The 22766-nt window shown below is 40.5% G+C and carries 21 protein-coding genes and 1 other annotated feature; of the genes, 20 read left to right on the plus strand and 1 reads right to left on the minus strand.

The window, feature by feature from the left end; translation table 11 throughout:
* Positions 1 to 35: 35 nt before the first annotated feature.
* Entirely contained in the window at positions 36 to 383 is a 348-nt protein-coding gene (locus tag HMPREF1865_RS03895) for a hypothetical protein (RefSeq protein WP_012863697.1), read from the minus strand.
* A 230-nt stretch (positions 384 to 613) separates the two neighbouring features.
* On the opposite strand from HMPREF1865_RS03895, the gene HMPREF1865_RS03900 reads away from it, so the two are divergent.
* The 20 genes from HMPREF1865_RS03900 (at position 614) to HMPREF1865_RS03995 (ending at position 22671) form a co-directional block, all read left to right on the plus strand.
* Complete coding sequence (locus HMPREF1865_RS03900; RefSeq protein ID WP_012863698.1) at positions 614 to 1243, plus strand: hypothetical protein; 630 nt, start codon at positions 614 to 616, stop codon at positions 1241 to 1243.
* A gap of 359 nt (positions 1244 to 1602) precedes the next feature.
* The gene (locus tag HMPREF1865_RS03905) at positions 1603 to 2010 is read left to right on the plus strand and encodes a hypothetical protein (RefSeq protein WP_012863699.1); all 408 of its coding nucleotides are present in this window, start codon (positions 1603 to 1605) and stop codon (positions 2008 to 2010) included.
* A gap of 81 nt (positions 2011 to 2091) precedes the next feature.
* Positions 2092 to 2293: a binding site (T-box leader), on the plus strand.
* Positions 2294 to 2447: 154 nt separating this feature from the next.
* Entirely contained in the window at positions 2448 to 3986 is a 1539-nt protein-coding gene (locus tag HMPREF1865_RS03910; protein ID WP_060919241.1) for a 2-isopropylmalate synthase, read from the plus strand.
* A gap of 1 nt (position 3987) precedes the next feature.
* Positions 3988 to 5247: a 3-isopropylmalate dehydratase large subunit gene (gene leuC / locus HMPREF1865_RS03915; RefSeq protein ID WP_060919242.1), complete on the plus strand. Its 1260-nt coding sequence runs from the start codon at positions 3988 to 3990 to the stop codon at positions 5245 to 5247.
* Between the two features lies 1 nt (position 5248).
* Positions 5249 to 5740 (plus strand): 3-isopropylmalate dehydratase small subunit, encoded by a 492-nt coding sequence (locus HMPREF1865_RS03920; protein ID WP_004694284.1) that lies wholly within the window; start codon positions 5249 to 5251, stop codon positions 5738 to 5740.
* A 24-nt stretch (positions 5741 to 5764) separates the two neighbouring features.
* Positions 5765 to 6835: a 3-isopropylmalate dehydrogenase gene (gene leuB / locus HMPREF1865_RS03925; RefSeq protein ID WP_060919243.1), complete on the plus strand. Its 1071-nt coding sequence runs from the start codon at positions 5765 to 5767 to the stop codon at positions 6833 to 6835.
* Positions 6836 to 7065: 230 nt separating this feature from the next.
* Entirely contained in the window at positions 7066 to 7605 is a 540-nt protein-coding gene (locus HMPREF1865_RS03930) for a hypothetical protein (protein ID WP_012863703.1), read from the plus strand.
* A gap of 314 nt (positions 7606 to 7919) precedes the next feature.
* The gene (locus HMPREF1865_RS03935; protein WP_060919244.1) at positions 7920 to 9107 is read left to right on the plus strand and encodes an oxygen-binding di-iron domain-containing protein; all 1188 of its coding nucleotides are present in this window, start codon (positions 7920 to 7922) and stop codon (positions 9105 to 9107) included.
* 690 nt (positions 9108 to 9797) lie between these two features.
* The gene (locus HMPREF1865_RS03940) at positions 9798 to 11528 is read left to right on the plus strand and encodes an S-layer homology domain-containing protein (protein ID WP_060919245.1); all 1731 of its coding nucleotides are present in this window, start codon (positions 9798 to 9800) and stop codon (positions 11526 to 11528) included.
* Between the two features lie 411 nt (positions 11529 to 11939).
* Positions 11940 to 12425: a GNAT family N-acetyltransferase gene (locus HMPREF1865_RS03945; protein ID WP_004694271.1), complete on the plus strand. Its 486-nt coding sequence runs from the start codon at positions 11940 to 11942 to the stop codon at positions 12423 to 12425.
* A gap of 208 nt (positions 12426 to 12633) precedes the next feature.
* Positions 12634 to 13383: a DUF969 domain-containing protein gene (locus tag HMPREF1865_RS03950; RefSeq protein ID WP_060919246.1), complete on the plus strand. Its 750-nt coding sequence runs from the start codon at positions 12634 to 12636 to the stop codon at positions 13381 to 13383.
* A gap of 1 nt (position 13384) precedes the next feature.
* Positions 13385 to 14314 carry a DUF979 domain-containing protein gene (locus tag HMPREF1865_RS03955; RefSeq protein ID WP_004697680.1) on the plus strand — a complete coding sequence of 310 codons (930 nt, stop codon included), beginning with the start codon at positions 13385 to 13387 and terminating at the stop codon, positions 14312 to 14314.
* Between the two features lie 159 nt (positions 14315 to 14473).
* Positions 14474 to 15127: a pyroglutamyl-peptidase I gene (gene pcp / locus HMPREF1865_RS03960; RefSeq protein ID WP_060919247.1), complete on the plus strand. Its 654-nt coding sequence runs from the start codon at positions 14474 to 14476 to the stop codon at positions 15125 to 15127.
* A gap of 222 nt (positions 15128 to 15349) precedes the next feature.
* A complete protein-coding gene (locus tag HMPREF1865_RS03965; RefSeq protein WP_060919248.1) occupies positions 15350 to 16645 on the plus strand; it encodes a YadA-like family protein in 1296 nt (431 codons plus the stop codon).
* Positions 16646 to 17010: 365 nt separating this feature from the next.
* Entirely contained in the window at positions 17011 to 18126 is a 1116-nt protein-coding gene (locus HMPREF1865_RS03970; RefSeq protein ID WP_060919249.1) for a glutathione S-transferase C-terminal domain-containing protein, read from the plus strand.
* Positions 18127 to 18248: 122 nt separating this feature from the next.
* Entirely contained in the window at positions 18249 to 19574 is a 1326-nt protein-coding gene (locus HMPREF1865_RS03975) for an MmgE/PrpD family protein (protein ID WP_060919250.1), read from the plus strand.
* Positions 19567 to 20406 carry a transporter substrate-binding domain-containing protein gene (locus HMPREF1865_RS03980; protein ID WP_060919251.1) on the plus strand — a complete coding sequence of 280 codons (840 nt, stop codon included), beginning with the start codon at positions 19567 to 19569 and terminating at the stop codon, positions 20404 to 20406. Before HMPREF1865_RS03975 ends, HMPREF1865_RS03980 begins: the two co-directional genes overlap by 8 nt.
* Before the next feature lie 55 nt (positions 20407 to 20461).
* Complete coding sequence (locus tag HMPREF1865_RS03985; RefSeq protein ID WP_060919252.1) at positions 20462 to 21178, plus strand: amino acid ABC transporter permease; 717 nt, start codon at positions 20462 to 20464, stop codon at positions 21176 to 21178.
* Between the two features lie 6 nt (positions 21179 to 21184).
* Positions 21185 to 21901 (plus strand): amino acid ABC transporter permease, encoded by a 717-nt coding sequence (locus HMPREF1865_RS03990; RefSeq protein WP_004694252.1) that lies wholly within the window; start codon positions 21185 to 21187, stop codon positions 21899 to 21901.
* On the plus strand, positions 21898 to 22671 hold the full coding sequence (locus tag HMPREF1865_RS03995) for an amino acid ABC transporter ATP-binding protein (RefSeq protein ID WP_060919253.1): 774 nt from the start codon (positions 21898 to 21900) through the stop codon (positions 22669 to 22671). Before HMPREF1865_RS03990 ends, HMPREF1865_RS03995 begins: the two co-directional genes overlap by 4 nt.
* Positions 22672 to 22766 lie beyond the last annotated feature (95 nt).

Consider the following 22766-nt stretch of genomic DNA (forward strand, 5'->3'; position numbering starts at 1 on the left):
TATTTGTCGCAATATATTTTACAATTCATCATAAACTATTCAATTTCCGCTTTCAAATCAATTATATTTTTAGCTGCTACGCAGCTAGGGCAGTCACAGAATTCTGCGCCTTCTGCTTTGATGTCTTTAGCGTGTTGTAATAGGTTAGCTGCACCTTCTTCGCCAAGGATTTGTGTAGCGAGTTCAGAGCCTGCAAAGCCGATTGTTTCGTCGATAAGCGCAATATTTTGTTCTGCTACGGGTACGAGTTGTTTCGTGAGTTCTTCTTGCTTAGGAGTACCTTCTGCATCAATCCAAGACTGAGCGAATTCTTTTACTTTAGGATTGCTTTGTGGTGCATCTAATAATGCTTGAACTAGTTGTGTTAATTGTGTATGTGTCATGATTATTTCCTCCATATAATTACTAACTATAGTTTTGGAATAGTGCATTTAGTATCATATGAGCACCTGTTCCTTTTGTTGAGTTCATTATAGCACCAACAATAATTTTGAATAGTAGAATGATTTGCGATAGATACTATCAAATGTGATAGATTTGTGATGATAACTGATTTAAATTTTAGTGATATAATTAACTTACCATATGTAGTTTGTTTACAGGGGAATGTATCATGAAAAAGGTTGTATGTGTGTTAGCTACGTTAGCTTTTATAGGTTCTATTAATCTTGTGTCCGCAGATGATTTGACGAGATTCCGTCTTAATGGTAATTCGATTTATGACCAGCCTTATGGGGATCGTAATGAGTTTCCTTGTCCAGATAGACTTGGAAGTTGCAGCATGACTGATGAGGATTATAGAAGTACTCGTAAAGGTCAATCGCTAGAGGTGTTTGATACCATATATGAAGCTAAGCAACATTTGAACTTTAAACCGCAGTTGCCAAATGGCGTAGAAGGGTTACATGCTATACATGTGGCTGTTGTAGATCATGATGTACTACAAGTGGTGTATGCTTATCATGAGCTTTTAAAAGGAAAATACTTTGACCGTGTAGATGATATGCCAAAGTATATTAAATATCGCGTATCTGCAGTATCTGGTAATATTGCAGGTGATTATAAGGATTACGTGCCTCAGAAAACAGAGGTTGTAAATGGCATGACCGTGACCTATAGAATGGTAGATGACTCTGTTTACTTAACATCTTGGGAACATGAAGGACAAAATCATGTGTTCTTATTTAATGAGCCAGTTTCTGTTGAGCGGGCTAGGGAAATGATTAACAGTGTAAAATATTGAAAAAACACTAAAGGTGTAGTATATTATAGGTAGGCAATTGATAGTTGTGCAATTAACTACAAAATCCCCCGGAGCGGCAACTCCGAGGGATTTTTTACATTATTACGCTAATGTTAGAGCGTTGGGCTAGTTGCTAGATAAAAGGGCTAGGAAAGCGTCTAACCACTTGCAAATGTAGTAGGCGATTACATTTACCATGACGGCTAGCCAAAATTGATAGTTGTTGTGCAATAACTACACCCCCTTTCTGTTGCCAGATTAGGGTTAGCAACACTTATAGTATAGCAAAATACTCTTTACACAAATAGCGATATACAGTCCTCTTTGTTGTGATTGATATTAAAAATAATGGAGTTTATATGAACGCAGAAAATTATAAGATTTCAAAGCTACCATATATAGAAAATGGTAGTAATGAAATTATGGAAAAGTACCAAATACGCACGCAATATGAAACGGAACCACCTCATGGGGATGCTATATACTCTATTGCTATAAAAAATAAGGTATTGCCATTTTGGATTTATGGTAGAGATGTTACTTTCATAGGTAGTAGCATGGTTATGGTGGAATCTGTACAATGTAAAACGTGGGATCCCATAGAAACTATCATTATTGATTTAGAGAATGAAGTGTATGCTAATTTAAGGGAATGGTATACAGATATTTCATTTGTTAGTGAACGCATTGAGCTAACGAACCAAGTGGTAAAGAAGAAGAAACTCATTATGAATGATTTTGATAGTTTAGAGTGGACTAACTACTAACGATGAGCTTTATGAAATCATATTCATTTTATTTTAATTGACATAAGTCTATAGAATACAGTACAATACCCTTATATCTTAAATCAAGCGATGAACGGGTATAAAGGTTTACAAATCCTGCTTTCAGAGAGTTGCCGGCTGGTGCGAGGCAATAGAGGTTGTACGCTGACACTCTCCCGTGAGCTTCGGTGGCGAACGTCAGTAGTCATCGACGGTGGTTCCGTTATACCCGAAACGAGTCCCAATTAGGGTGGTACCGTGTTATGAATATAACGCCCCTTTGAGCAACGACGGTTGTTCTGAGGGGCTTTTTTATTTGTGAAAGTCTAGTAAATCACTGATTATACATAGTGTCGACATTGGCGATGTTACAAACTTTCACTATGGATAGATATAATAAAGTATTATGTTTTATGAGGATAGAAAAGGTGGCTATTATGGAACAGAATCGCGTATATTTCTTCGATACAACCCTTCGTGATGGGGAACAAACACCAGGTGTATCTTTACAAACTCCTGAAAAAATTGAAATTGCGAAAGGCCTAGTACGCCTCGGCATCGACGTAATCGAGGCTGGCTTCCCAGCTGCATCCCCTGGAGATTTTGAAGCGGTACAAACGATTGCTCGCGAGGTTAAAGGCACAACTATTTGTGGCTTGGCCCGTGCCAACGAAAAGGATGTGCAAAAGGTGGCTGATGCGTTGAAAGATGCAGAGCGCAGCCGCTTGCATGTGTTTATCGCTACATCCGAAATCCACATGAAATATAAATTGAAAATGACTCGTCAAGATGTATTGGATCGCGTTAAATCTATCTTGGAATTTGCAAAAGGCAAATTTGATGAAATCGAGTTCTCCGGTGAAGATGCGGCTCGTACAGACTTAGATTTCTTGTGTGAAGTATTCGGCGTGGCTATCGCTGGTGGCGCTACAATTATTAATGTGCCAGATACCGTGGGGTACATGAACCCTAACGAATTTGGTGACAAAATCCGTTATATTAAAGAACATACACCAGGTATTGAAAATGCCATCATCTCTGTTCACTGCCATGACGACTTAGGCCTTGCCAATGCGAATACGTTAGCTGCTATTAAAGCAGGTGCACGTCAAGTAGAAGGCACAATTAATGGTCTAGGTGAACGTGCAGGTAATGTAGCAATTGAAGAGGTTGTTATGGCTCTTAAAACACGCCATGATTATTTCGACGACCTTCAAGTGAATATTGATACAAAACAATTTACGAAAGTATCTAAACTTGTGAGCCGTTTAACAGGTGTTGTAGTTCCTCCAAATAAACCAATCGTAGGCTCTAATGCCTTTGCTCATGAGTCTGGTATTCACCAACATGGGATGATGAGCAACCCTGAAACGTATGAAATCATGACGCCTGAGTCCGTAGGTGCTGAAAAAACAGACCTCGTATTGGGTAAACACTCTGGCCGTCATGCCTTTGCCGATCATTTGGCAAAACTTGGATTCCAATCTTTCACAGAAGAGAAAACCAATGATCTCTTCGGTAAATTCAAAGAATTGGCGGATCGTAAAAAACAAGTATACGATGATGATATCGTAGCCCTTGTAGTAGATAACTTACATCACAAAAAAGCATTCGAACTCGTGGCTCAATACTACAAATTGGGCGAAAAAGGCTATGCCTATGCTGACGTTCGTCTCATGACTCCAGAAGGTGAAAAAGCCGATGCAGCCGTTGGTGATGGCCCAGTAGACGCATCCCTTAAAGCGGTTGAACGTGTGGTTGGCTTGCCAATTAGTTTGAAAGATTACCAAATCCGCGCTATAACAGCGGGTAAAGATGCCCTTGGGGAAGCAACTCTCAAGGTAGAATATAACGGTCGCTTGTACCATGGTCGTGGTATCAGCACCGATATCGTTAAATCAAGTGTAAATGCATATATTAATGCAGTAAACTCAGTATTCCTAGCTATGGAGCTAGAACAACAGGAGGAAGAATAATATGGGTATGACCATTACTGAAAAGAATATGGCTCGTCACGCGGGTCTTGATGTTGTAAAGCCAGGACAAATCATCGAGTGTCATTTGGATGCGGTATTGATGAACGACATCACATTCCCACCGGCTCGCAAAGAGTTTTTAAAAATTGGCAAACCTGTATTTGATCGTCATAAAATCTACTTGGTGCCTGACCACTTTACGCCAAATAAAGATATTCAATCCGCTACACAAGCGAAAGTAATGCGCGATTTCGTACGCGAACATGGCATTACGAACTACTTTGAAGTTGGTCGTATGGGTATTGAGCACGTTATTTTGCCAGAAAAAGGGCTTATCGGTCCTGGTGAAATGATGATCGGCGCTGACTCCCATACTTGTACATATGGTGCGGTGAATGCGTTTTCCACAGGCGTAGGCTCCACTGATGCAGGTGTTGCTATGGCAGAAGGTAAAACTTGGTTCAAAGTGCCTGAAACCATTAAGGTTGAACTTATCGGCAAACCTAACAAATGGGTAACGGGTAAAGATGTAATCCTTGACTTGATTGGCCAAATCGGCGTAGATGGCGCTCGTTATATGGCTCTTGAATTCGCCGGCGATGGCGTACAGCATATGACTATGGCTGACCGTCTTACAATTTGTAATATGGCTATCGAAGCGGGCGGTAAATGTGGCGTATTCCCTTACGATGCAATTACTGAAGAATACATCAAAGGTCGCGTAAATCGCTCTGTTGAGCCAATCACTCCAGATTCTGATGCAGTATATGCCCAAACTATTACAATCGATTTGTCCAAATTGCAGCCAGTTGTAGCATTCCCTCATTTGCCATCCAATACGCATTACATCAACGAAATCGACAAGGATATTAAAATCGATCAAGTTATCATCGGTTCTTGTACAAATGGCCGTTATGAAGACTTGGTAGCAGCTGCGGAAATCTTCAAAGGTCGCAAGGTGGCTCCATTCGTTCGTTGTATCGTAATCCCTGGGTCCCAAGATGTATACGACCAAGCTATGAAAGATGGTTTGTTAGACATCTTCATTCAAGCTGATTGCGCTGTGTCCACGCCTACATGTGGTCCTTGTCTAGGCGGTTATATGGGTATCATGGCTGCAGGGGAGCGCACCGTCTCCACAACAAACCGTAACTTCCGTGGTCGTATGGGGCACGTTGATTCTGAGGTATATTTGGCAAGCCCTTATGTGGCGGCAGCAAGTGCTGTATTAGGCCGCATTGCAGGCCCTGAGGAGGTTTAATATGGATTTTGAAAGCAAGAAAATCTGGCGCTACGGCGACGATGTAGATACAGACGTAATCATTCCGGCTCGTTACTTGGCGATTGCTGATTGGAACGAATTGGCTGAACATGCGATGGAAGATATTGATACAACATTTGCTCCTAATGTGAAAGCCGGCGAAATCATGGTAGCTGGTAAAAACTTTGGTTGTGGTTCTTCTCGTGAACATGCACCGGGCGTTATTAAAGCCAAAGGCGTGCCTGTTATCATAGCACACTCCTTTGCACGTATCTTCTTCCGTAATGCTATCAACATCGGTTTACCAGTTGTGGAAATCGGTGAACAAGTTGATCGTATCGATGCAGGCGATGCTATAGGCGTAGACTTGTCTAAAGGTATCGTGTACAACTTGACGAAAAATGAACAATACCAAGGTACTGAATTGCCACAATTCATTCAAGACATTGCGGCAGCAGGCGGTCTTGTGAATTTTGCGAAAAACCGCAAGTAAGCATTTGTTATATGGAGAGGTAAGATGAGCGAAAAGAATATTGTATTGATTCCTGGTGATGGTATCGGTACTGAGATTATTACAGCAGCGAAGGCTGTGTGCGATGTGGCTTTTGAGAAAGTCAGTGTAAAGGTTAATTGGATCGATAAAAAAGCGGGCGGTGCGTCTATTGATGCATACGGCGTGCCTTTGACTGAGGATACTATCGAGGCTTGTAAAAATGCTGATGCTGTATTGCTTGGTGCTGTAGGCGGTCCTAAATGGGATAATGTAGATCCGTCTATCCGTCCTGAAAAGGCAATCCTAGGTCTTCGCAAGGAGCTTGGTTTGTTCTGTAACTTGCGTCCTGTAAAAATTTATCCATCTTTACAAGAGTATTCTCCGCTTAAAAAGGAGCTCGTACAAGATGTAGATTTCGTCATCGTTCGTGAGTTAACTGGCGGTATTTATTTCGGTGAACGTGAAGAGGCACAAGGCGAAGGTGCTAATGAGTTCGCTTGGGATAAAGAAACATACAGCCGTTATGAAGTAGAACGCATCATGGATATCGCTATGGAAACAGCTCGTAAACGTAACAAAAAGGTCGTATCTGTCGATAAAGCAAACGTATTGGCGTCTTCTCGTTTGTGGCGTAAAATCGCGCAAGAGAAAGCGGCTGCTAATCCAGATATTGCAATAGATTACTTCTATGTAGATAACACAGCGATGCAACTCGTTGTAAATCCTGCTCAGTTTGATGTTATCGTTACTACAAACTTGTTTGGCGATATCTTGTCCGATGAAGGCGCTGTTATCTCCGGTTCCATCGGGCTTTTACCATCTGCATCCATGGGTACAGGCACAGCATTGTATGAGCCAATCCACGGTTCCGCACCAGACATCATGGGCAAAAACTTAGCAAACCCGTTGGGCACAATCTTGTCCGCCGCTATGATGTGCCGTCACTCCCTTGATTTACCTCAAGTGGCTGATGCTATTGAACGTGCTGTGGAACAAGTGCTCGTTGATGGTTACCGTACAGGAGATATCTACCGCGAAGGCTTAAAACGAGTTGGTACCACAGAAATGGCACAAGCCGTAATTGAACGTTTATAAAAGCAATGAATTAAGATTCCTCAAATTTATTAACGTGAGTTACGTCATTTTCAAAATCGTATCATAAGTGTTAAAATACAGATATTATAATATATTTGTCTAATTAAATAAGAGAGGGTTGTAAGGCCCTCTTTTTTTTGGGGACACCTAGCGGTATGTGTAGTTGCTCTTCATATATTAGAGTGCTATATTAGTAGATGTGTGGGAAGATAGTCCTTAAGGAGGCCTTTATGAATTCTTCGATGTATCGAAATTTAACCATTACTGCTTTATTGATGGCATTAGCCATTATGATTCCTATTGTGATGCCTTTGAAAGTTGTGATTCCACCGGCATCGTATACATTGGCGAGTCATGTTCCTATATTCCTGGCCATGTTCTTATCTCGTAAGATGGCAGCTTGTGTTGTCATAGGTTCTACGCTCGGCTTCTTTGTAGCAGGCTTCCCACTTGTTATCGTTATGCGTGCTGCATCTCATATCATCTTTGCCTTGATGGGGGCTTACTATATTAAACATCATCCAGGCGTATTAACAGGGGCTCTATCCTTTGTGGCGTTTAACCTTGCTTGTGCTATCGTTCACGCTATTGGTGAGGTACTAGCATGCCTATTGTTCTATACTACAACTACGATGCCAAACATTGATCTCATCTACGTTGTATTTGTTCTTGTAGGTGGCGGCACCATCGTTCATAGCTTGGTTGATGGATATATTGCATTATATATCTATAAAGCTATCCCTGGACTATCTAAATCAGGTAATAAATAAATCATCCCTTATAATTACATATACTCGTAACCACTCATGGGAAATCGATGTGTACTAATGTACGGCATGTGATTACTATGAGTGGTTTTTATAATAATTCTCAAATCTGTACCTACAGATACAGACTTAGTTAAGTGATATCCATATAATAGAACTATAGTTAATGACCGATTTGTGTTGTATCTATTGATACAACATGGGGCCATATATTGGGTAATACCGGTGAAAGTTGCTTCTCTCATCTGTGGGCCTTTATAGACTCATTAAAAGGTATGAGGTGAGTATATTTACTTTCACAGAACATGGAGGTTATTATGAGAAAGCACATTAAAAACAACGTATCATGGGTTGGTAAAATCGACTGGGAATTGCAAGAGTTTCACGGTTCTGATTACACCATTAATAATGGCTCTAGCCAAAATGCCTACTTGATTGAAGAGGAGAAGACTGTCCTCATCGATACTGTGTGGAAACCTCATTCCTCCGATTTCATCGATAACTTGGAATCGGAAATCGATTTGAATACGATTGATTTCATCGTATGTAACCACGGCGAAGTGGATCACAGTGGTTCCTTGCCTGCATTGATGGAAAAAATTCCTAATACGCCTATTTATTGTACAGAGAATGCTGTTAAGTCCTTGGTTGGACAATATCATCACCCTGAATGGAATTTTAAAACTGTTAAAACAGGGGATTCCGTAGATATTGGGAATGGTAAATCCTTGGTGTTTGTGGAAATGCGCATGCTCCACTGGCCTGATTCCATGGCGACTTATATGACAGGGGATAATATCTTGTTCTCCAACGATGCATTTGGTCAACATTTCGCTGTAGAAGAATTGTGGGCAGATAAGGCCGATCAATGCCGTCTATGGGAAGAGGCAATGAAGTATTACGCGAATATCTTGAATCCGTTCTCTCCATTGGTAAAAGCTAAAGTTGAAGAAATTCAAAAGCTTAATTTGCCAATCGATATCATCGCTACGAGTCATGGAGCGATTTGGCGTGAAAATCCAATGCAAATCGTAGAAAAATACTATGAATGGTCGCAAGCGTACCAAGAAGATCAAATCACAATTGTATACGACACTATGTGGGATGGCACTAAGAAGTTGGCACATAAGATTGCTGAAGAAATTGCGAAACAGTCGCCTGATACACGTGTTAAGATTTTCAATATTAGTAAAACCAATAAAAATGACATCATGACGGAAGTTTTTAAGTCAAAAGCCATTGCTGTAGGTTCCCCAACGGTGGGGAACAGCGTATTATCTGCCGTAGCTGGTTGGCTCGACTTCTTGCGTGAGTTAAAATTCAAAAATAAAAAAGCTGCTGTATTCGGTACCTATGGATGGTCTGGTGAATCTACAAAGGTACTTCGTGAAGAGTTAACTAAATATGGTTTCTCCGTAGTAGAACCTGAAATCAAATGTAACTGGAACCCAGAAGATTCTGATCTAAATAAAGCAGAAGAACTTGTAAGTGCATTATTAGCATAAACATATATATTAAATGAAGAAAGTCCTTTATTTTCTTGAAAAATAGGGGGCTTTTTTTATTTTGTTAGAACGTATACATAAAACATTGGATAATTTAAGGCGTATTTAGTAGTTTTATTCTCACTTCGTTCTCATTGACGGTTTGTTTAATATTGATAAGAAATGATATCTACTGCTGTTGCACAAATATAAAATTATAATAAAATGATGAAGTTGTGCATTAATATACACAATCGTTTAATTCACCAATAATTCATGAATTAAGTATGAATGAGGTTTGGTGGGCATTGATAGTATATTTGGTGTACTTATAAGGTGATTATTTATTTATAAGTTATACAATTCGTTAGATGAAAAATGTTTACAAAGTTGAGAAAAATTTAACTCATAAGGGATGATAATGAGTCAAATTTAATCCCTTATAAAATCAGGAATAAAGGGACTTTTAAGTGGGTTAAGAAGTGGTTGATTAAATTTGTTGTAGAAAAAGGGGTTGTGTATATCGTAAAACTTTGATATGCTAGGCGAGTAATTGACAATATAAATTTTTCTTAAACTGAGATAGGGGAATTTCTTCGTGTAATTTTAGAGTACTTACTTGATCAGGCCGAGGTGAGAGACGGAACATAGAGAGAATGAAAATTTGTATTGTAATAATATGGATATATTTTTATTTAGTGAGGGTGTAAGATGAGAGAAATGAAACATTCCAAAAAATTAGCGTTTGCTGTATTAGCTGCTGTCACTGCTGTTGGTGCGACTGTTAATACGGTAGACGCTGCTTCTGTTGTAATGGACAATTCAAATGTTGTTACAGGTACAAACAATGCAGTTGCGTATGGTAGTGGTAATACTGTAAAAGAATCTGCTGCGAACTTCCGCGATCGTGATTACGAGAATGAGCCAGATGATGCTACATTAAAAACTGGTGACTGGAAAAGTAATTCGGTCGCTATTGGTGTTAATAATACTGCAGCAGGTACCTCTGCATTAGCCGTAGGTCATTCTTCAAAAGCGTTGATGAATGACACTATCGCTATTGGTCATTCTGCTGAAGCAGAACGTACATGGTCCACAGCTATTGGTACTCGTGCAAAGGCATCTGAAGTTCGTGCACAAGCTCTTGGCTATGAAGCGTTAGCATCTGGCTATAAATCTAATGCAATCGGTTCTGGTGCAAAAGCAACTAATAATCACTCTGTTGCTATGGGCTCCTCTGCGCTTGCGTCTGGTGACCATGCTCAAGCATTTGGTGCTGGTGCACAAGCAACTAACGTGCGTGCTAATGCGTTTGGCTCTGATGCAAAGGCTACAGCGGACTACGCTATGGCAATTGGTGACCATGCAAATGCAACACATTTGAACTCTATCGCTTTAGGTCGAGGCTCCACTACAAGTGAAGCTACAGCTCAAAGCAGTGCAACCATTGCTCGTCACACTTTCAGTGGCTTTGCTGGCGTAGGTTCCGCAGCTAAAGGTTCCGTATCCGTAGGTCAAGTTGGTTCTGAGCGTCAACTTAAAAATGTTGCTCCTGGTGAGCTTTCCGCTACTTCTACAGATGCTGTAAACGGTAGCCAATTGTATTCCGTAGCTAATGAATTACAAACACAAATCAACAACTCCACACCTGGTCAAATTAATAACAATATCAAAAACTTGACTAACCGTGTTGGTACTGTTGAAAGACGCGTTAACAAAGTAGGTGCAGGTTCCGCTGCATTGGCTGCATTGCATCCAATGGACTTCAACCCAGATGATAAATGGACAATCGCTGCTGGTTATGGTCACTACCATAATGCTAACTCCGCTGCGTTGGGCGCATTCTACCGTCCTAACGAAGATACAATGTTCTCCGTTGGTGGCACTGTAGGTACTGGCGAAACTCAATTGAACGCAGGTGTATCCATCCGTCTTGGTAAACGTTCCCCTGAGTCCCGTTCCCGCGTAGCTATGGGGCGTGAAATTGCTGAATTGAACGCACGTCTTCAAGATATGGAAAACAAATATAATAACTTGTTACAAATCTTGACTCCACATGCAATTGATCCAAGCAAAACTGCTGAATTCCCAGACGTTCCTCGCAATCACTGGGCTTACCAATATATTAGCCAATTGGCTGGTAATGGTATCCTTGTTGGCTACCCTGATGGCACATTCAAAGGCGATGTTAAGATGACTCGTTACGAATTCGCTACCATGTTGTACCGTGCACTTCAAAACGGTGCTCCTATTGACGAAAATATGAAACGTGCATTGAATGAATTCGGTCCTGAATTACAAAATATTCGTCTTAACCATTTCCGTGTTGATCGTATTTCTGGTGATGATAACGATCGTCATAAAACTGAACGTGTTCGCGTTAACAACGAACCTAAAAATGAACGTGATGTATACGGTTCCCGTATATACAATAATCAATAGAATTAACTTTTCTAGAGTTTGTAAAAGTTCAAAACAGGATGTATCTTTGATACATCCTGTTTTTTTGTCTAAATTTTTTTGTGGTATTGTGCTTATTTTATAGGAATTCGTCAATTATAGTTAGACGGAATGAAGTCGTTGACTAAGATTTAAATTGTATTCTGCTTATTTTTATACGAACCTTCTTTTTGTAGAGATTTGGGCCTTTAATTTATCTAATACTCAGTATGGATGAGTTCTGATGCATATATTACATTATTGCATATGAGATTTTCTTTATGGATATTATAATTTCATATAATATTTATGTAATTATGTTGCAAATAAATGCATATAGGTGTATAATTGCTTTCACAAAGTGAATTAATATACGTTGTTTATGAATAAAAATATAGATATGAGGGAAAGACCATGAAAGAATTTAGACAATTAACAGTAGCAGACACAGCAGAATATCATAAGGTATTAATCGACGGTTACGCAGCTATAAAAGACTATCCTATTAGCTTCGATGCAATTGATTTTACGGAAGAGGAATCTAAGGAATGGATTGAAAATTATCCTGTATACGGCTTGTATATTGATGGGCAATTAGTTAGTTCTATTACGTTTTGTATGCCTTGGGTGAAATACTCAACGCCGGATAAATATCCGCATATTGCTCATTTTGTAACGGCACCAGCTTTCAAAGGCAAAGGATATGCACGGGAAGTCTTGGGCTATGCAGAGGAGCTTTTAAAAGAACAGTTTAAAACACATATTGTTACACTAGGAACGGCTAAGGAACATCCGTGGTTGCCTAAAATGTATGAATCCTTTGGGTTTACGGCGTATGATAAGGTTCATTTTAGAGGAAAACAGCATACAACTATATTATTCAAGAAAGAATTAAATTAATTAAGAAAGCGTTATATTAATTACGTAAATTACCTTGTACTCTATTTGAGTGTTTTATGCTCTGATCGCAGATCAGGGACATTCACTAAATTTAGATACAAGGTATTTTTTTGTGTAAGATTATGACTATTCAGTATATAATATATACATATAACGTATCTTTATGGTTATATGTGTTATGGATGATTTGTAGAAAGGATGTGTCCATATGTTGATTTTGTCTGGTATTTTAGTGATGGTCATCGGTCTGATGCTGCGCTTTAATGCCTTGTTAGTTGTCGTAGCCGCAGGCTTTGTAACGGGCCTTGCAGGTGGTCTCAGTATTAACGATATCGTTGGTGCTATTGGAGAGGCCTTTGTTAAAAATCGTTATATGTCATTATTTATTTTGATTTTACCTGTTATTGGTCTTATGGAACGTCACGGCTTGCGTGAACGGGCAGAAATTTTGATCAGTAAGATCAACGCTGCTACTGCAGGTCGTATCTTTATGATTTACTTATTTGTACGCCAAGTAACAGTAGCCTTTGGTATTAACATGTCTGGTATGGTTGCCATGGTTCGTCCATTGATCGCTCCTATGAGTGAAGTTGCGGTAGCTCAAGGTCGTCCAGTATCTCAACGTACGCTTGATAAGGTGCGCGGTGTGGCTGCTTCTGCAGATAATATAGGTAACTTCTTCGGTCAAAACTTATTCCTTGCTGCTGGTGGGTTATTACTCATCAAAGGCGTTATGGAACAATTAGGTTATTCTGTAGAGTTAACAGATATGGTATTGTACGGATTGCCAACTGCTGTTTGTGCTTATATCGTTAACTTTATTCGCTTTATTATCTTTGATAAAACAATTCAAGCCTCTGTAGCTCGTGACGAAGCGGATATGAAAGCTGGTAAATTAGTACCTAATGAGTTAAATATTCTTGTTACACCAGAAGAATTGAAGAAGGAGGCTGAATAATATGTTAGAAATATTCTATAAAATGCAGCCCTTAGATTATGTATATCTTCTCGTAGGGATTATTCTATTTATCTTTGCTATTCAATCATTTCTAGATAAAGAACATAAATATCGCATTGGTACAGGCTTATTTTGGCTCTTATATAGCGTATCCTTTATCTTTGGTTCTTATCTCTCCAAGGAAATTAATGGTTGGCTTGTCATTGCTATGGCGGCTATTGTATTAGTAAAACAACTCGGCAAAGGCCATTACTTTGAATCTCCTATCGAATTCAAAAAAGGCGAAGCTGTTCGTATTGGCAATGTTATCTTTGTACCAGCATTACTTGTTGGTATTATTACATTCTTCATTGGTTTCTTTACTAAGTTAGGCGCTCTTGTTGGTTTAGGTATTGCCGCAATCATCGCTATGTGTGCTGCTCTTTTTATTACAAAGGGCGAACTTAACCAAGGTTTCCATGAAGGCCGTCGACTTATCGATGCTATCAGTTGGACTGCAATTTTGTCCCAGTTATTAGCGGCTCTTGGGTATCTATTTAATTTGGCTGGCGTTGGTAAACTTATCTCCAGTGCAGTCGCAAGTGTAGTACCAGCAGATAATGTATTCCTCGTTGTTGTGGCTTACTGCATTGGTATGGTTATCTTCACAATGATCATGGGTAACGCCTTTGCTGCATTTGCGATGATTACAAGTGCCATCGGTATCCCAATGCTCGTTGTAGCTCATGGTGCGAACCCTGCGGCTGTTGGTGCTATAGCAATGCTTGCAGGCTATTGCGGTACTTTGATGACACCTATGGCTGCCAACTTTAACATCGTACCGGTAGCGCTCCTTGAAATGCGCGACCAATACGGCGTTATTAAAGCACAACTTCCAATTGCATTAATCATGCTCGTATTGAATATTCTATTAATGTATTACTTTATTTAACCCTTTTCTGTGAAATTTTCTGTGAAAGCACGATATTCTTTTGAGTCTGTATAATATATATTTATAGACTCGCATTATATATCGCTGAATCTATGAGTATTTTTATGAAAATGAATGCTGATTCTTATGCATCATAGAATATCGTTATGAGGTAGTGTGATGAAAACAATTTTGATTACCGGTTTTGATCCATTTGGCGGTGAACCTATTAATCCGGCTTGGGAAGCGGTCAAAACAATGGATGGTTATACCGATGGTGATTACAAGGTAGTGACACAAATGGTTCCTACCATTCGTTATAAATCTGTTGATACTGTAAAAGCAGCAGCTGAACAGTGCCAACCAGATTTTATCCTGTGTGTAGGTCAAGCAGGTGGTCGTCCTGATATTACAGTGGAACGCGTTGCTATTAACTACGACGATTTTCGCATCCCAGATAATGGGGGCAATCAACCGGAAGATGAGCCTGTTGTAGCCGATGGCCCTAGTGCCTATTTTGCGACATTGCCCATAAAAAATATCGTCAATGCGTTACATCAAAACGGTATTCCTGCTAAGGTCTCCAATACAGCGGGAACCTTTGTATGCAATCACTTGATGTATGGTGTATGTCACTATGCCGCGCAAAAGGGCAATATTCAGGCGGGCTTTATGCACATCCCATACTTGCCATCCCAAGTGGTGGATAAACCAAATCAACCAAGCATGGCTGTTGAAACTGTACGTGCCACATTGAAAACCATTGTTCATGTATTGTCTCACGGTAAAAGCTACGAAGCGCAAAATATTACATATACAACTCCACATGAATAATACATAGAACAGAGCCACAACATATCAATGTTGTGGCTCTATTTCTGTATATATAAATAATTATAACTTATGTATAGAGTTTACTGGAACTTTAAAAATGTGTGATAAAAGCACGTTTTTCACGCACGTAATAAACATCATAGATAAGTATATCTAATTGTAATAAATATTCATTATAGAGTATACTTAACCTGATAAGTTATTTGTTATTAGGAGGGTTCTATGAGGGAAACTAAAAAAGCATTGGTATTAGCAGTATGTTTAGGCTGTGGTATGATGACAACAGGCTTAGCAGCCGATAATACGCCTGTAAATCCTGGAACAAGTGCACCAGCTATGACGTTTGTGGATTCTAAACGAGCCATCTTTATTGGTAAAGATCAAGGATATACTAATAATGGTTGGGTTGGTGATGTGTTAGCTATCGGTTATGGCGGTTATGGAAAGCAAGATGCATTGGCTGGAGAAACGGTAATTATCGGTAATGCGAGTGGTGGTAACGCACGTGGCGCAACTGTTGTGGGTCAACGTGCTGGTACAACAGGTGAGAATTCAACAGTAATTGGTTCTAATGCATCTGCCTCTATGTATAGTACAAAAACTACAGGTGCGGTTGCTGTGGGTAGCTATAGTAAGGCTTATGCTACAGAAAGTCAAGCATTGGGGTACTTCTCCGAAGTAGATGCTAAAAATGATCGAGGTGTAGCTCTGGGGGCACGCTCTAAATCAACTGTACAGGCTGGAGAGAAAGGCTATCTCATTAAAGATAGCGATGGGAATGCTGCTGCTTGGGTTTCTAAAATGGGTGCCGTTGCAGTAGGTTCTAATGATTATGGTAATCGCCAAATTACAAATGTTGCGGCTGGTACGCGTGACGATGATGCGGTCAATGTAGCGCAACTTAAGCGTGTTCGTGAAGATGCAACCTATACAGGTGGTGTAGGCACTACAGTTACCGATAATCATGCTGTTAATGTTAATGTAGGTGAGGGATTACATGTAGAGGACAACGCGTTAGTGGCGGATGTGAAAACAAGAGATATTGATGCCATCAAGCAATCTATTTCCTCTAGTTCCGGTGCAATTCAGCATATCGATACAGATATCAAACGCATTGATTCTAATATCAACCGATTAGATACGAATATTAATCGAGTAGGTGCCATGAGTGCTGCCTTAGCAGGGCTTCATCCTGTTATATCCGATGATGGTACAAAATGGAATGTCGCTATTGCTGGGGGCGCTTATAAAGGGGAAAAAGCAATGGCTTTAGGTGCCTTCTTTACACCGAATAAGACTGCGCAATTTTCTGTAGGTTCTACGGTTGGTCAAAATAGTACGATGTTTAATGTAGGGGCTTCCTTCAAAGTGGGACCAGCAGGAGAAAAGGTAAATTCACCAGATAATGGTGCTATTCGTGCATTAACTCAAGAAGTAGAAAGCTTGAAAGCACAACACGAAGCAGATGCTGATCGTATTGCAGTCTTGGAAGCAAAAGTTAATGCATTGGCAAAATAAAAATACTTATAAGATGGCAAGAGAGGGTGCTAATCTGAAGGTTCTATGGAAATCAAGATATTCGTTACAATGGTAATATCTACGATTTAGGATAGAAATATATAATTTTATTATATAGTGTATATTATGAAATAACTTATCTATGTAGTGTAAGGTAGGGATATATCTGAGTTAAGATATATCCCTATTTTTTACATTAAATTATATAAATTTTAAATACCCACTATTGACATAGGTTTTTAAATAATATAATATAGGCTTATATTCATATTGAGTTAGTAGGAATAGTTGAGGGATATCACAAAAGCTTTCACCATAAAAAGTGGAATAAAGCTAATGGGGATGACCTTTATAAGGAGTATAGAATGAGTGAACACGTAGATGTAAGTAAAATCAAGGATCCTACCATTGCGGCGGCTCGAAAAGAAGTTGAGTTTCAACGCGCTATGAATCCTTGTCCTATCGATTTTTCTGAGTTTCAATCTAGTAACCCTCGTTCTCAAGGGGAGCAGAAGGAGTATGAAGGTAAAGATGCATCGAATTTTAACCGTCGTCAAAAATATTCTGATAGTGAAGAGCCTCAATTCACAACACCTTTTGGCAGTGAACCAGGGTTTCTACCTGTAGAAAAGGACCGTTACCGCCTTGTATGGTCTAAGCATTGCCCTTGGGCTCACCGTATTGCTATTGCCATCGATTTGCTCGGACTAGATAAAGTGATTTCAAAAGGTACGGTTGATCCATTGCGTCCTGCAGGTGTAATTGCAGACTGGTTCTTTACCCTTGATAAGGATGAGAAGGACCCTGTATTGGGCATTCACTCCTTAGGTGAAGCGTACCGCAAAGGCGACCCTAACTACGATGCACGCTCCACAGTACCGGCTATCGTAGATGTTACAACAGGTGCGGTAGTAAACAATGACTACCATGCGTTGACAACTGAGTTGGCATTGGGTTTTAAAGATTTCATCTCCCCTGATGCGCCAGATATTTACCCAGAAGAATTGCGTGCTGACATCGATGCATTGAATGTTATCATCTACGCTGACTTCAACTTGGCTGTAAACTTGGCAGCTCTTGTAACAAACCAAAAAGATTACGAATATTACTATGATCGTATCTTTGCTCGCTTAGATTGGCTCGAAGAACGCCTTAGCAAGCAACGTTACTTGATGGGGGATACCATTACAGACCCTGATATCCGTATTTTCCCAACATTAGCGCGCTTTGATCTCGTGTTCTACCAAAAATATTTGGTGAATAAAAAACGCCTCGTAGACTATCCAAATCTTTGGAACTATGCGAAGGATTTGTACTCTAATCCAGCATTCGGTGGCACAACAGACTTCGACTCCATGCGTAAACGCTTCTACTATGTAGACCATACGCCATTTGAAGACCTACCACGCCTCGTTCCAAAAGGTCCAGACGACTCCATTTGGTTAGAACCAAATGACCGGGCTGAAAAATTTGGTAAATAAAATAAACAGTAAATTCATATGTTGGATGAGCTGTATTTAGTAAATCTTTTACTATGAAATCTGATATATTACTGACGAATCGATCAATATATTTAATTATAGATAACTGAAAGGAAGGCTCCATGGATTCCGTAACACAGACGATTGTGAACTACATAGAACAAACGGATGTGACGAACCGTGAGGACCTCCTGTCAGTGGCTCGCATTGCTTTTCTAGATTATTTGGCATCTCTAGCGCCGGCTGAGACGGAACAGGCCGTTCAAAATTTGGCTCGGTTCATCGGGACTAATGGAGAAAACGTATCTAAAGCCGATAAAGCTTTGTATTATGGTTTTGCTTCACATTATCTTGATTTTGATGATGCGCAAGCGAATCTAGCTGGTCACTTCAGTACTGTTTTATATTCTGCTTTACTAGCCGTGCTAGAGCCGACGGATACATGGCACGATTTCCTTCGTGCTTATATCATTGGTGCCGAGCTAGAGGGAATCATTGGTTCCCTCATCAACCCCGCCCATCGGACCCAAGGATGGCATTCTACGGGGACCGTTGGTGTTATTGGGGCAGCGGCCGCTATAGGGGCTTTGCGAGGCCTTCATGGTGAAAACTTGGCTCACCTCTTATCTCTGGCTGCCACACAATCGGCGGGCATGTTCTTTCAAAGTGGTACAGATGGTAAGCCTCTCCATGCGGGACTGGCAGCACGCAATGGCGTATGGGCTTACGAACTGTTACAACATACATCACTTCAAACTAGTACAAAACCTTTTGACCCTGAACGGGGGTGGTTTAAAACTATTGGTAATACTACCGTTACATCAGATGATATCAGTAGTCGATGGTTAGCACCAGGGCAAATTATTGATCCTGGTTTGTGGATGAAAGTCCATCCCTATTGCTCGGCTGCTATTTGTGGCGCTGAAGCGGCAGAAATCGTGGCACATAGATTATATACATCTGATTCATTCTTGTGGGATGAGATAGATCGAGTGACTGTTCACTTCCCACCTGGTGCTGATGCGGCCTTGCGCTATACATCGCCAAAAACAGGTCGAGAAGGGCAGTTTTCCATAGAGTACGTCGTGTACCAAGTCCTCGCGTATGGGGTGGTACAGGATGAACTATTTAAGATAGACAGCATAGACCAATCAGTACGGGACTATATGTCGCGTATAGAGCGTGTCTATGATATGCCGAAGGTATCTCAAACGGAGCGGATTACGAAAGTAACCGTTACCTTGAAAAACGGAGATACTTTCACAGAAACGGTGAACAATCCAAAAGGATCACCGAATAATCCTCTCACTATGGAGGATATACGCATAAAATTAGGCCTTACCTTAAAGGCTGACCAAATAGATAGAATGATTGAGGCTTTTACCTATACAAATGAGGTTGAGCCATTCCTGCAAACATTGCGAAAAGAAGGAGTTTTACATGTTTAATACAAAGAAATTGACGAAATTATTTGCTATTGGCGCGTTGGCACTAGGTGTGCTTGTGGTAGCTGGTTGCGGTGACGATACATCTAAGGATGCAAAAGTAAATCCTGATGCTAAAGTAATTAACGTAGCTACACGCGGTACAGTTCGCCCCTATTCCTATACAGATGATAATGGCAACCTTACTGGTTTCGACGTAGAATTGTTGAAAGAAATTGAGCGTCGTAATCCAGACCTTCACTTCAACTTCAAGCCAATGGCCGTTGATGCTGCCTTTGTAGCAATGGATGCAGGACAAGTGGACATGATTGCAAACCAAATGCGTCGCAACCAGACACGTGAAGCAAAATACTACTACACAAATGAGGTTAACAACTACTCTACACGTAAATTAGTAGTTAAAAACGACCGCAACGACATCTCTAAATTGGATGATTTGAAAGGCAAAAAAATCGCCGTTACCACATCCTCTGAGTTCAACGAATTAGTAAAACAATTCAACGAAACAGCAAATCCTCAAATCGAGGTTATCTATACAGATAAAGCGGGTGCTGAAACGTTGAACCTTGTTGCTACAGGCCGTGCCGATGCAGCCGGTGAATACGAATACGTTATTAACTCTGCCATTAAAGACCGTGGCTTGCCACTTAAAGCTGTAGGTGATGTATTGGCCGTAGTACCAACGTACTTCTTGTCTAAACGTACAGACGACATGAAACAAGTAAACGAAAAAATTGATAAAACGATGAAAGTAATGCGTGCTGATGGTACGTTGAAAAAACTTTCTGAACAATATCTTGGTGGGGATTACACATTCGATCCAACACAAAAATAACGGATAGGCCGCCTTGGCGGCCTTATTCTATTATGTCTAGAAGCGAGGTGCTACTGTGGGCAAGTATTTTGATGTGTCCTACATGATCCAAGCGTTTCCACAGCTCTTGAATTATGTGCATGTAACGGTGCTCATCACCGTTATTTCTGCCATCTTAGGTGTTATTTTGGGCTCTATCATAGCCATCATTCGCCTCAAGAAGGTACCAGTATTAAACCAATTATTTATTGTATTTATCTCCTTTATGCGGGGTACGCCGTTCTTGGTACAGCTCTTCCTCATTTACTTTGGGGTGCCAGAAATCATGTCTCACATGGGTCTTAACATGAAAAATGTACCAGGCCTCGTATTTGTGTATGCCGTGTTTACTTTGCATATTGCGGCCTATAGTGCTGAAATTATGCGCTCCAGTATTGATGCGGTTTCTCCTGGTGAGAAGGAAGCCGCTAAAAGTCTTGGTATGACCGAGTTCCAAAGCTATGTGGGCATCATCTTGCCGCAGGCTTTCACCATGAGCATTCCACCATTGACGAACCTCGTTATCGGCATGTTGAAAGGGACGGCGCTCATTTTTAACGTCGGCGTTGTGGATATGATGCGTAAGGCGGACCTCATGGGAGGCAATAGTCAGCGCTATCTTGAGTTATTCGTCGATGCAGCCATCATTTATGGCATTCTAATTATCATCGTGTCCCTCTTGGGCCGATTGCTTGAAAAACGTTTTACCGTTGCGGGCAAGGAAACGCAACGCATTTTGATCAGTGAGGAGTAGGGGCACATGGGACATATAATTGATTCAACCTATATTTATGGCACCTTCTTTGCTGTCATTCCTTATGTGAAAGTCACCCTCATGATTACCTTCCTCAGCGTTGGTTTGGGTACAATCCTAGGATTATTAAGTTGCGTGCTACAACAAAACAAAGTACCTGTGCTCAGTCAGCTCAGTTACTTGTACGTATTATTGTGCCGTAGTATTCCGAACATGGTTCTCTTATACCTCGTGTACTATGGTTTACCAATTCTCTTCCTCGCATTAGAGGATCAAACAGGGGTGCATGTGCCCTTTGAAAAGGTGCCAGCTACCTTTGTAGCCGTTGTAGGTTTAACCTTGCACACAGGAGCCTATTTGAGTGAAATCTTCCGGGCTGCCTTACAATCGGTACCGAAAGGGCAAATGGAAGCGGCTCAGGCCATCGGTATGACTTGGTTCCAAGCGTTCCGTCGTATCGTATTGCCACAGGCTACAGTCTTTGCGTTGCCACTATTTACAAATCAGTTCCTTAACACCATGAAGAGTACGAGTATCGTATTTGTCATCACAGTTATTGAACTATTTGGCGCTGCAAAGTTATATACAGAGGAAAATTCACAATATTTTGAGGCCTACATCGTGGTGGCCGGTCTATTCTGGGTGATGGGGATTGTCTTTGAATTTATCTTCCATCGTTTAGAAATCTATGCAAGCAAGTATAAACGAGGTAATGCATTATGATAGATATTAAACAAGTTCACAAATCCTTCGGGAACCGTGAAATTTTAAAGGGCATTGACCTACATGTACCAACGGGGTCTGTAACGGTTATCCTTGGCCCATCCGGTAGTGGTAAGACGACATTCCTTAGAACATTGAATTTCCTTGAAAAGGCCGATGCAGGGACAATGCAATTAAATGATATTTCCGTAGACTTACACAAAGCATCTAACAAGGAAATCTTAAACGTACGCCGTAACACATCCATGGTATTCCAGTCCTATAACTTGTTCTCTAATAAGACAGTTATTGAAAATATCATGGAAGGCCTTGTAACAGTTAAAAAGATGAAAAAATCTCAAGCCCGTGAAATTGCTCAACGCTTCCTCAAGGAAGTAGGCATGGAAGGCTATGATGATTACTATCCTGTACAATTATCTGGGGGCCAACAACAACGTATCGGTATCGCTCGCGCCCTTGCGATGGACCCAGAGGTTATCCTCTTTGACGAACCTACATCTGCTCTCGACCCAGAACTCGTAGGCGAAGTATTGGCTGTTATCCGTAAGATTGCAAAAGAGTTAAAGGTAACGATGATTATCGTAACTCATGAAATTGGCTTTGCCAAAGAAGTGGCGGACCAAGTCGTATTCATGGAAGGCGGCGTCATCGTGGAACAAGGGGACCCTAAGGTTGTCCTTGAACATCCAAAAGAAGAACGAACACGCAAATTCTTGAGCCGTTACCTTACACTAGATAGTGAATTGCCTCTTGATAGCGCAGCGTTATAAGGCTCTGCTAGCTCTGTTTTAAAATACTAGTATTATATTAAAAATGTGATACTGTATTGATATAGCTAATTCTAATGTGCAATCTAATGACGCAG

This window comes from Veillonella parvula (assembly GCF_001553335.1).
Lineage (GTDB): Bacteria > Bacillota > Negativicutes > Veillonellales > Veillonellaceae > Veillonella > Veillonella parvula_S.

What these genes read in the sequence shown, in the direction of transcription:
- HMPREF1865_RS03905 (WP_012863699.1), top strand. Translation starts at nt 1,603, where the DNA reads ATGAACGCAGAAAATTATAAGATTTCAAAGCTACCATATATAGAAAAT.
- HMPREF1865_RS03930 (WP_012863703.1), top strand. Translation starts at nt 7,066, where the DNA reads ATGAATTCTTCGATGTATCGAAATTTAACCATTACTGCTTTATTGATG.
- HMPREF1865_RS03910 (WP_060919241.1), top strand. Translation starts at nt 2,448, where the DNA reads ATGGAACAGAATCGCGTATATTTCTTCGATACAACCCTTCGTGATGGG.
- HMPREF1865_RS03995 (WP_060919253.1), top strand. Translation starts at nt 21,898, where the DNA reads ATGATAGATATTAAACAAGTTCACAAATCCTTCGGGAACCGTGAAATT.
- HMPREF1865_RS03990 (WP_004694252.1), top strand. Translation starts at nt 21,185, where the DNA reads ATGGGACATATAATTGATTCAACCTATATTTATGGCACCTTCTTTGCT.
- HMPREF1865_RS03895 (WP_012863697.1), bottom strand. Translation starts at nt 383, where the DNA reads ATGACACATACACAATTAACACAACTAGTTCAAGCATTATTAGATGCA.
- HMPREF1865_RS03945 (WP_004694271.1), top strand. Translation starts at nt 11,940, where the DNA reads ATGAAAGAATTTAGACAATTAACAGTAGCAGACACAGCAGAATATCAT.
- pcp (WP_060919247.1), top strand. Translation starts at nt 14,474, where the DNA reads ATGAAAACAATTTTGATTACCGGTTTTGATCCATTTGGCGGTGAACCT.
- HMPREF1865_RS03920 (WP_004694284.1), top strand. Translation starts at nt 5,249, where the DNA reads ATGGATTTTGAAAGCAAGAAAATCTGGCGCTACGGCGACGATGTAGAT.
- HMPREF1865_RS03940 (WP_060919245.1), top strand. Translation starts at nt 9,798, where the DNA reads ATGAGAGAAATGAAACATTCCAAAAAATTAGCGTTTGCTGTATTAGCT.
- leuB (WP_060919243.1), top strand. Translation starts at nt 5,765, where the DNA reads ATGAGCGAAAAGAATATTGTATTGATTCCTGGTGATGGTATCGGTACT.
- HMPREF1865_RS03970 (WP_060919249.1), top strand. Translation starts at nt 17,011, where the DNA reads ATGAGTGAACACGTAGATGTAAGTAAAATCAAGGATCCTACCATTGCG.
- HMPREF1865_RS03965 (WP_060919248.1), top strand. Translation starts at nt 15,350, where the DNA reads ATGAGGGAAACTAAAAAAGCATTGGTATTAGCAGTATGTTTAGGCTGT.
- HMPREF1865_RS03935 (WP_060919244.1), top strand. Translation starts at nt 7,920, where the DNA reads ATGAGAAAGCACATTAAAAACAACGTATCATGGGTTGGTAAAATCGAC.
- HMPREF1865_RS03980 (WP_060919251.1), top strand. Translation starts at nt 19,567, where the DNA reads ATGTTTAATACAAAGAAATTGACGAAATTATTTGCTATTGGCGCGTTG.
- HMPREF1865_RS03955 (WP_004697680.1), top strand. Translation starts at nt 13,385, where the DNA reads ATGTTAGAAATATTCTATAAAATGCAGCCCTTAGATTATGTATATCTT.
- HMPREF1865_RS03950 (WP_060919246.1), top strand. Translation starts at nt 12,634, where the DNA reads ATGTTGATTTTGTCTGGTATTTTAGTGATGGTCATCGGTCTGATGCTG.
- HMPREF1865_RS03975 (WP_060919250.1), top strand. Translation starts at nt 18,249, where the DNA reads ATGGATTCCGTAACACAGACGATTGTGAACTACATAGAACAAACGGAT.
- leuC (WP_060919242.1), top strand. Translation starts at nt 3,988, where the DNA reads ATGGGTATGACCATTACTGAAAAGAATATGGCTCGTCACGCGGGTCTT.
- HMPREF1865_RS03900 (WP_012863698.1), top strand. Translation starts at nt 614, where the DNA reads ATGAAAAAGGTTGTATGTGTGTTAGCTACGTTAGCTTTTATAGGTTCT.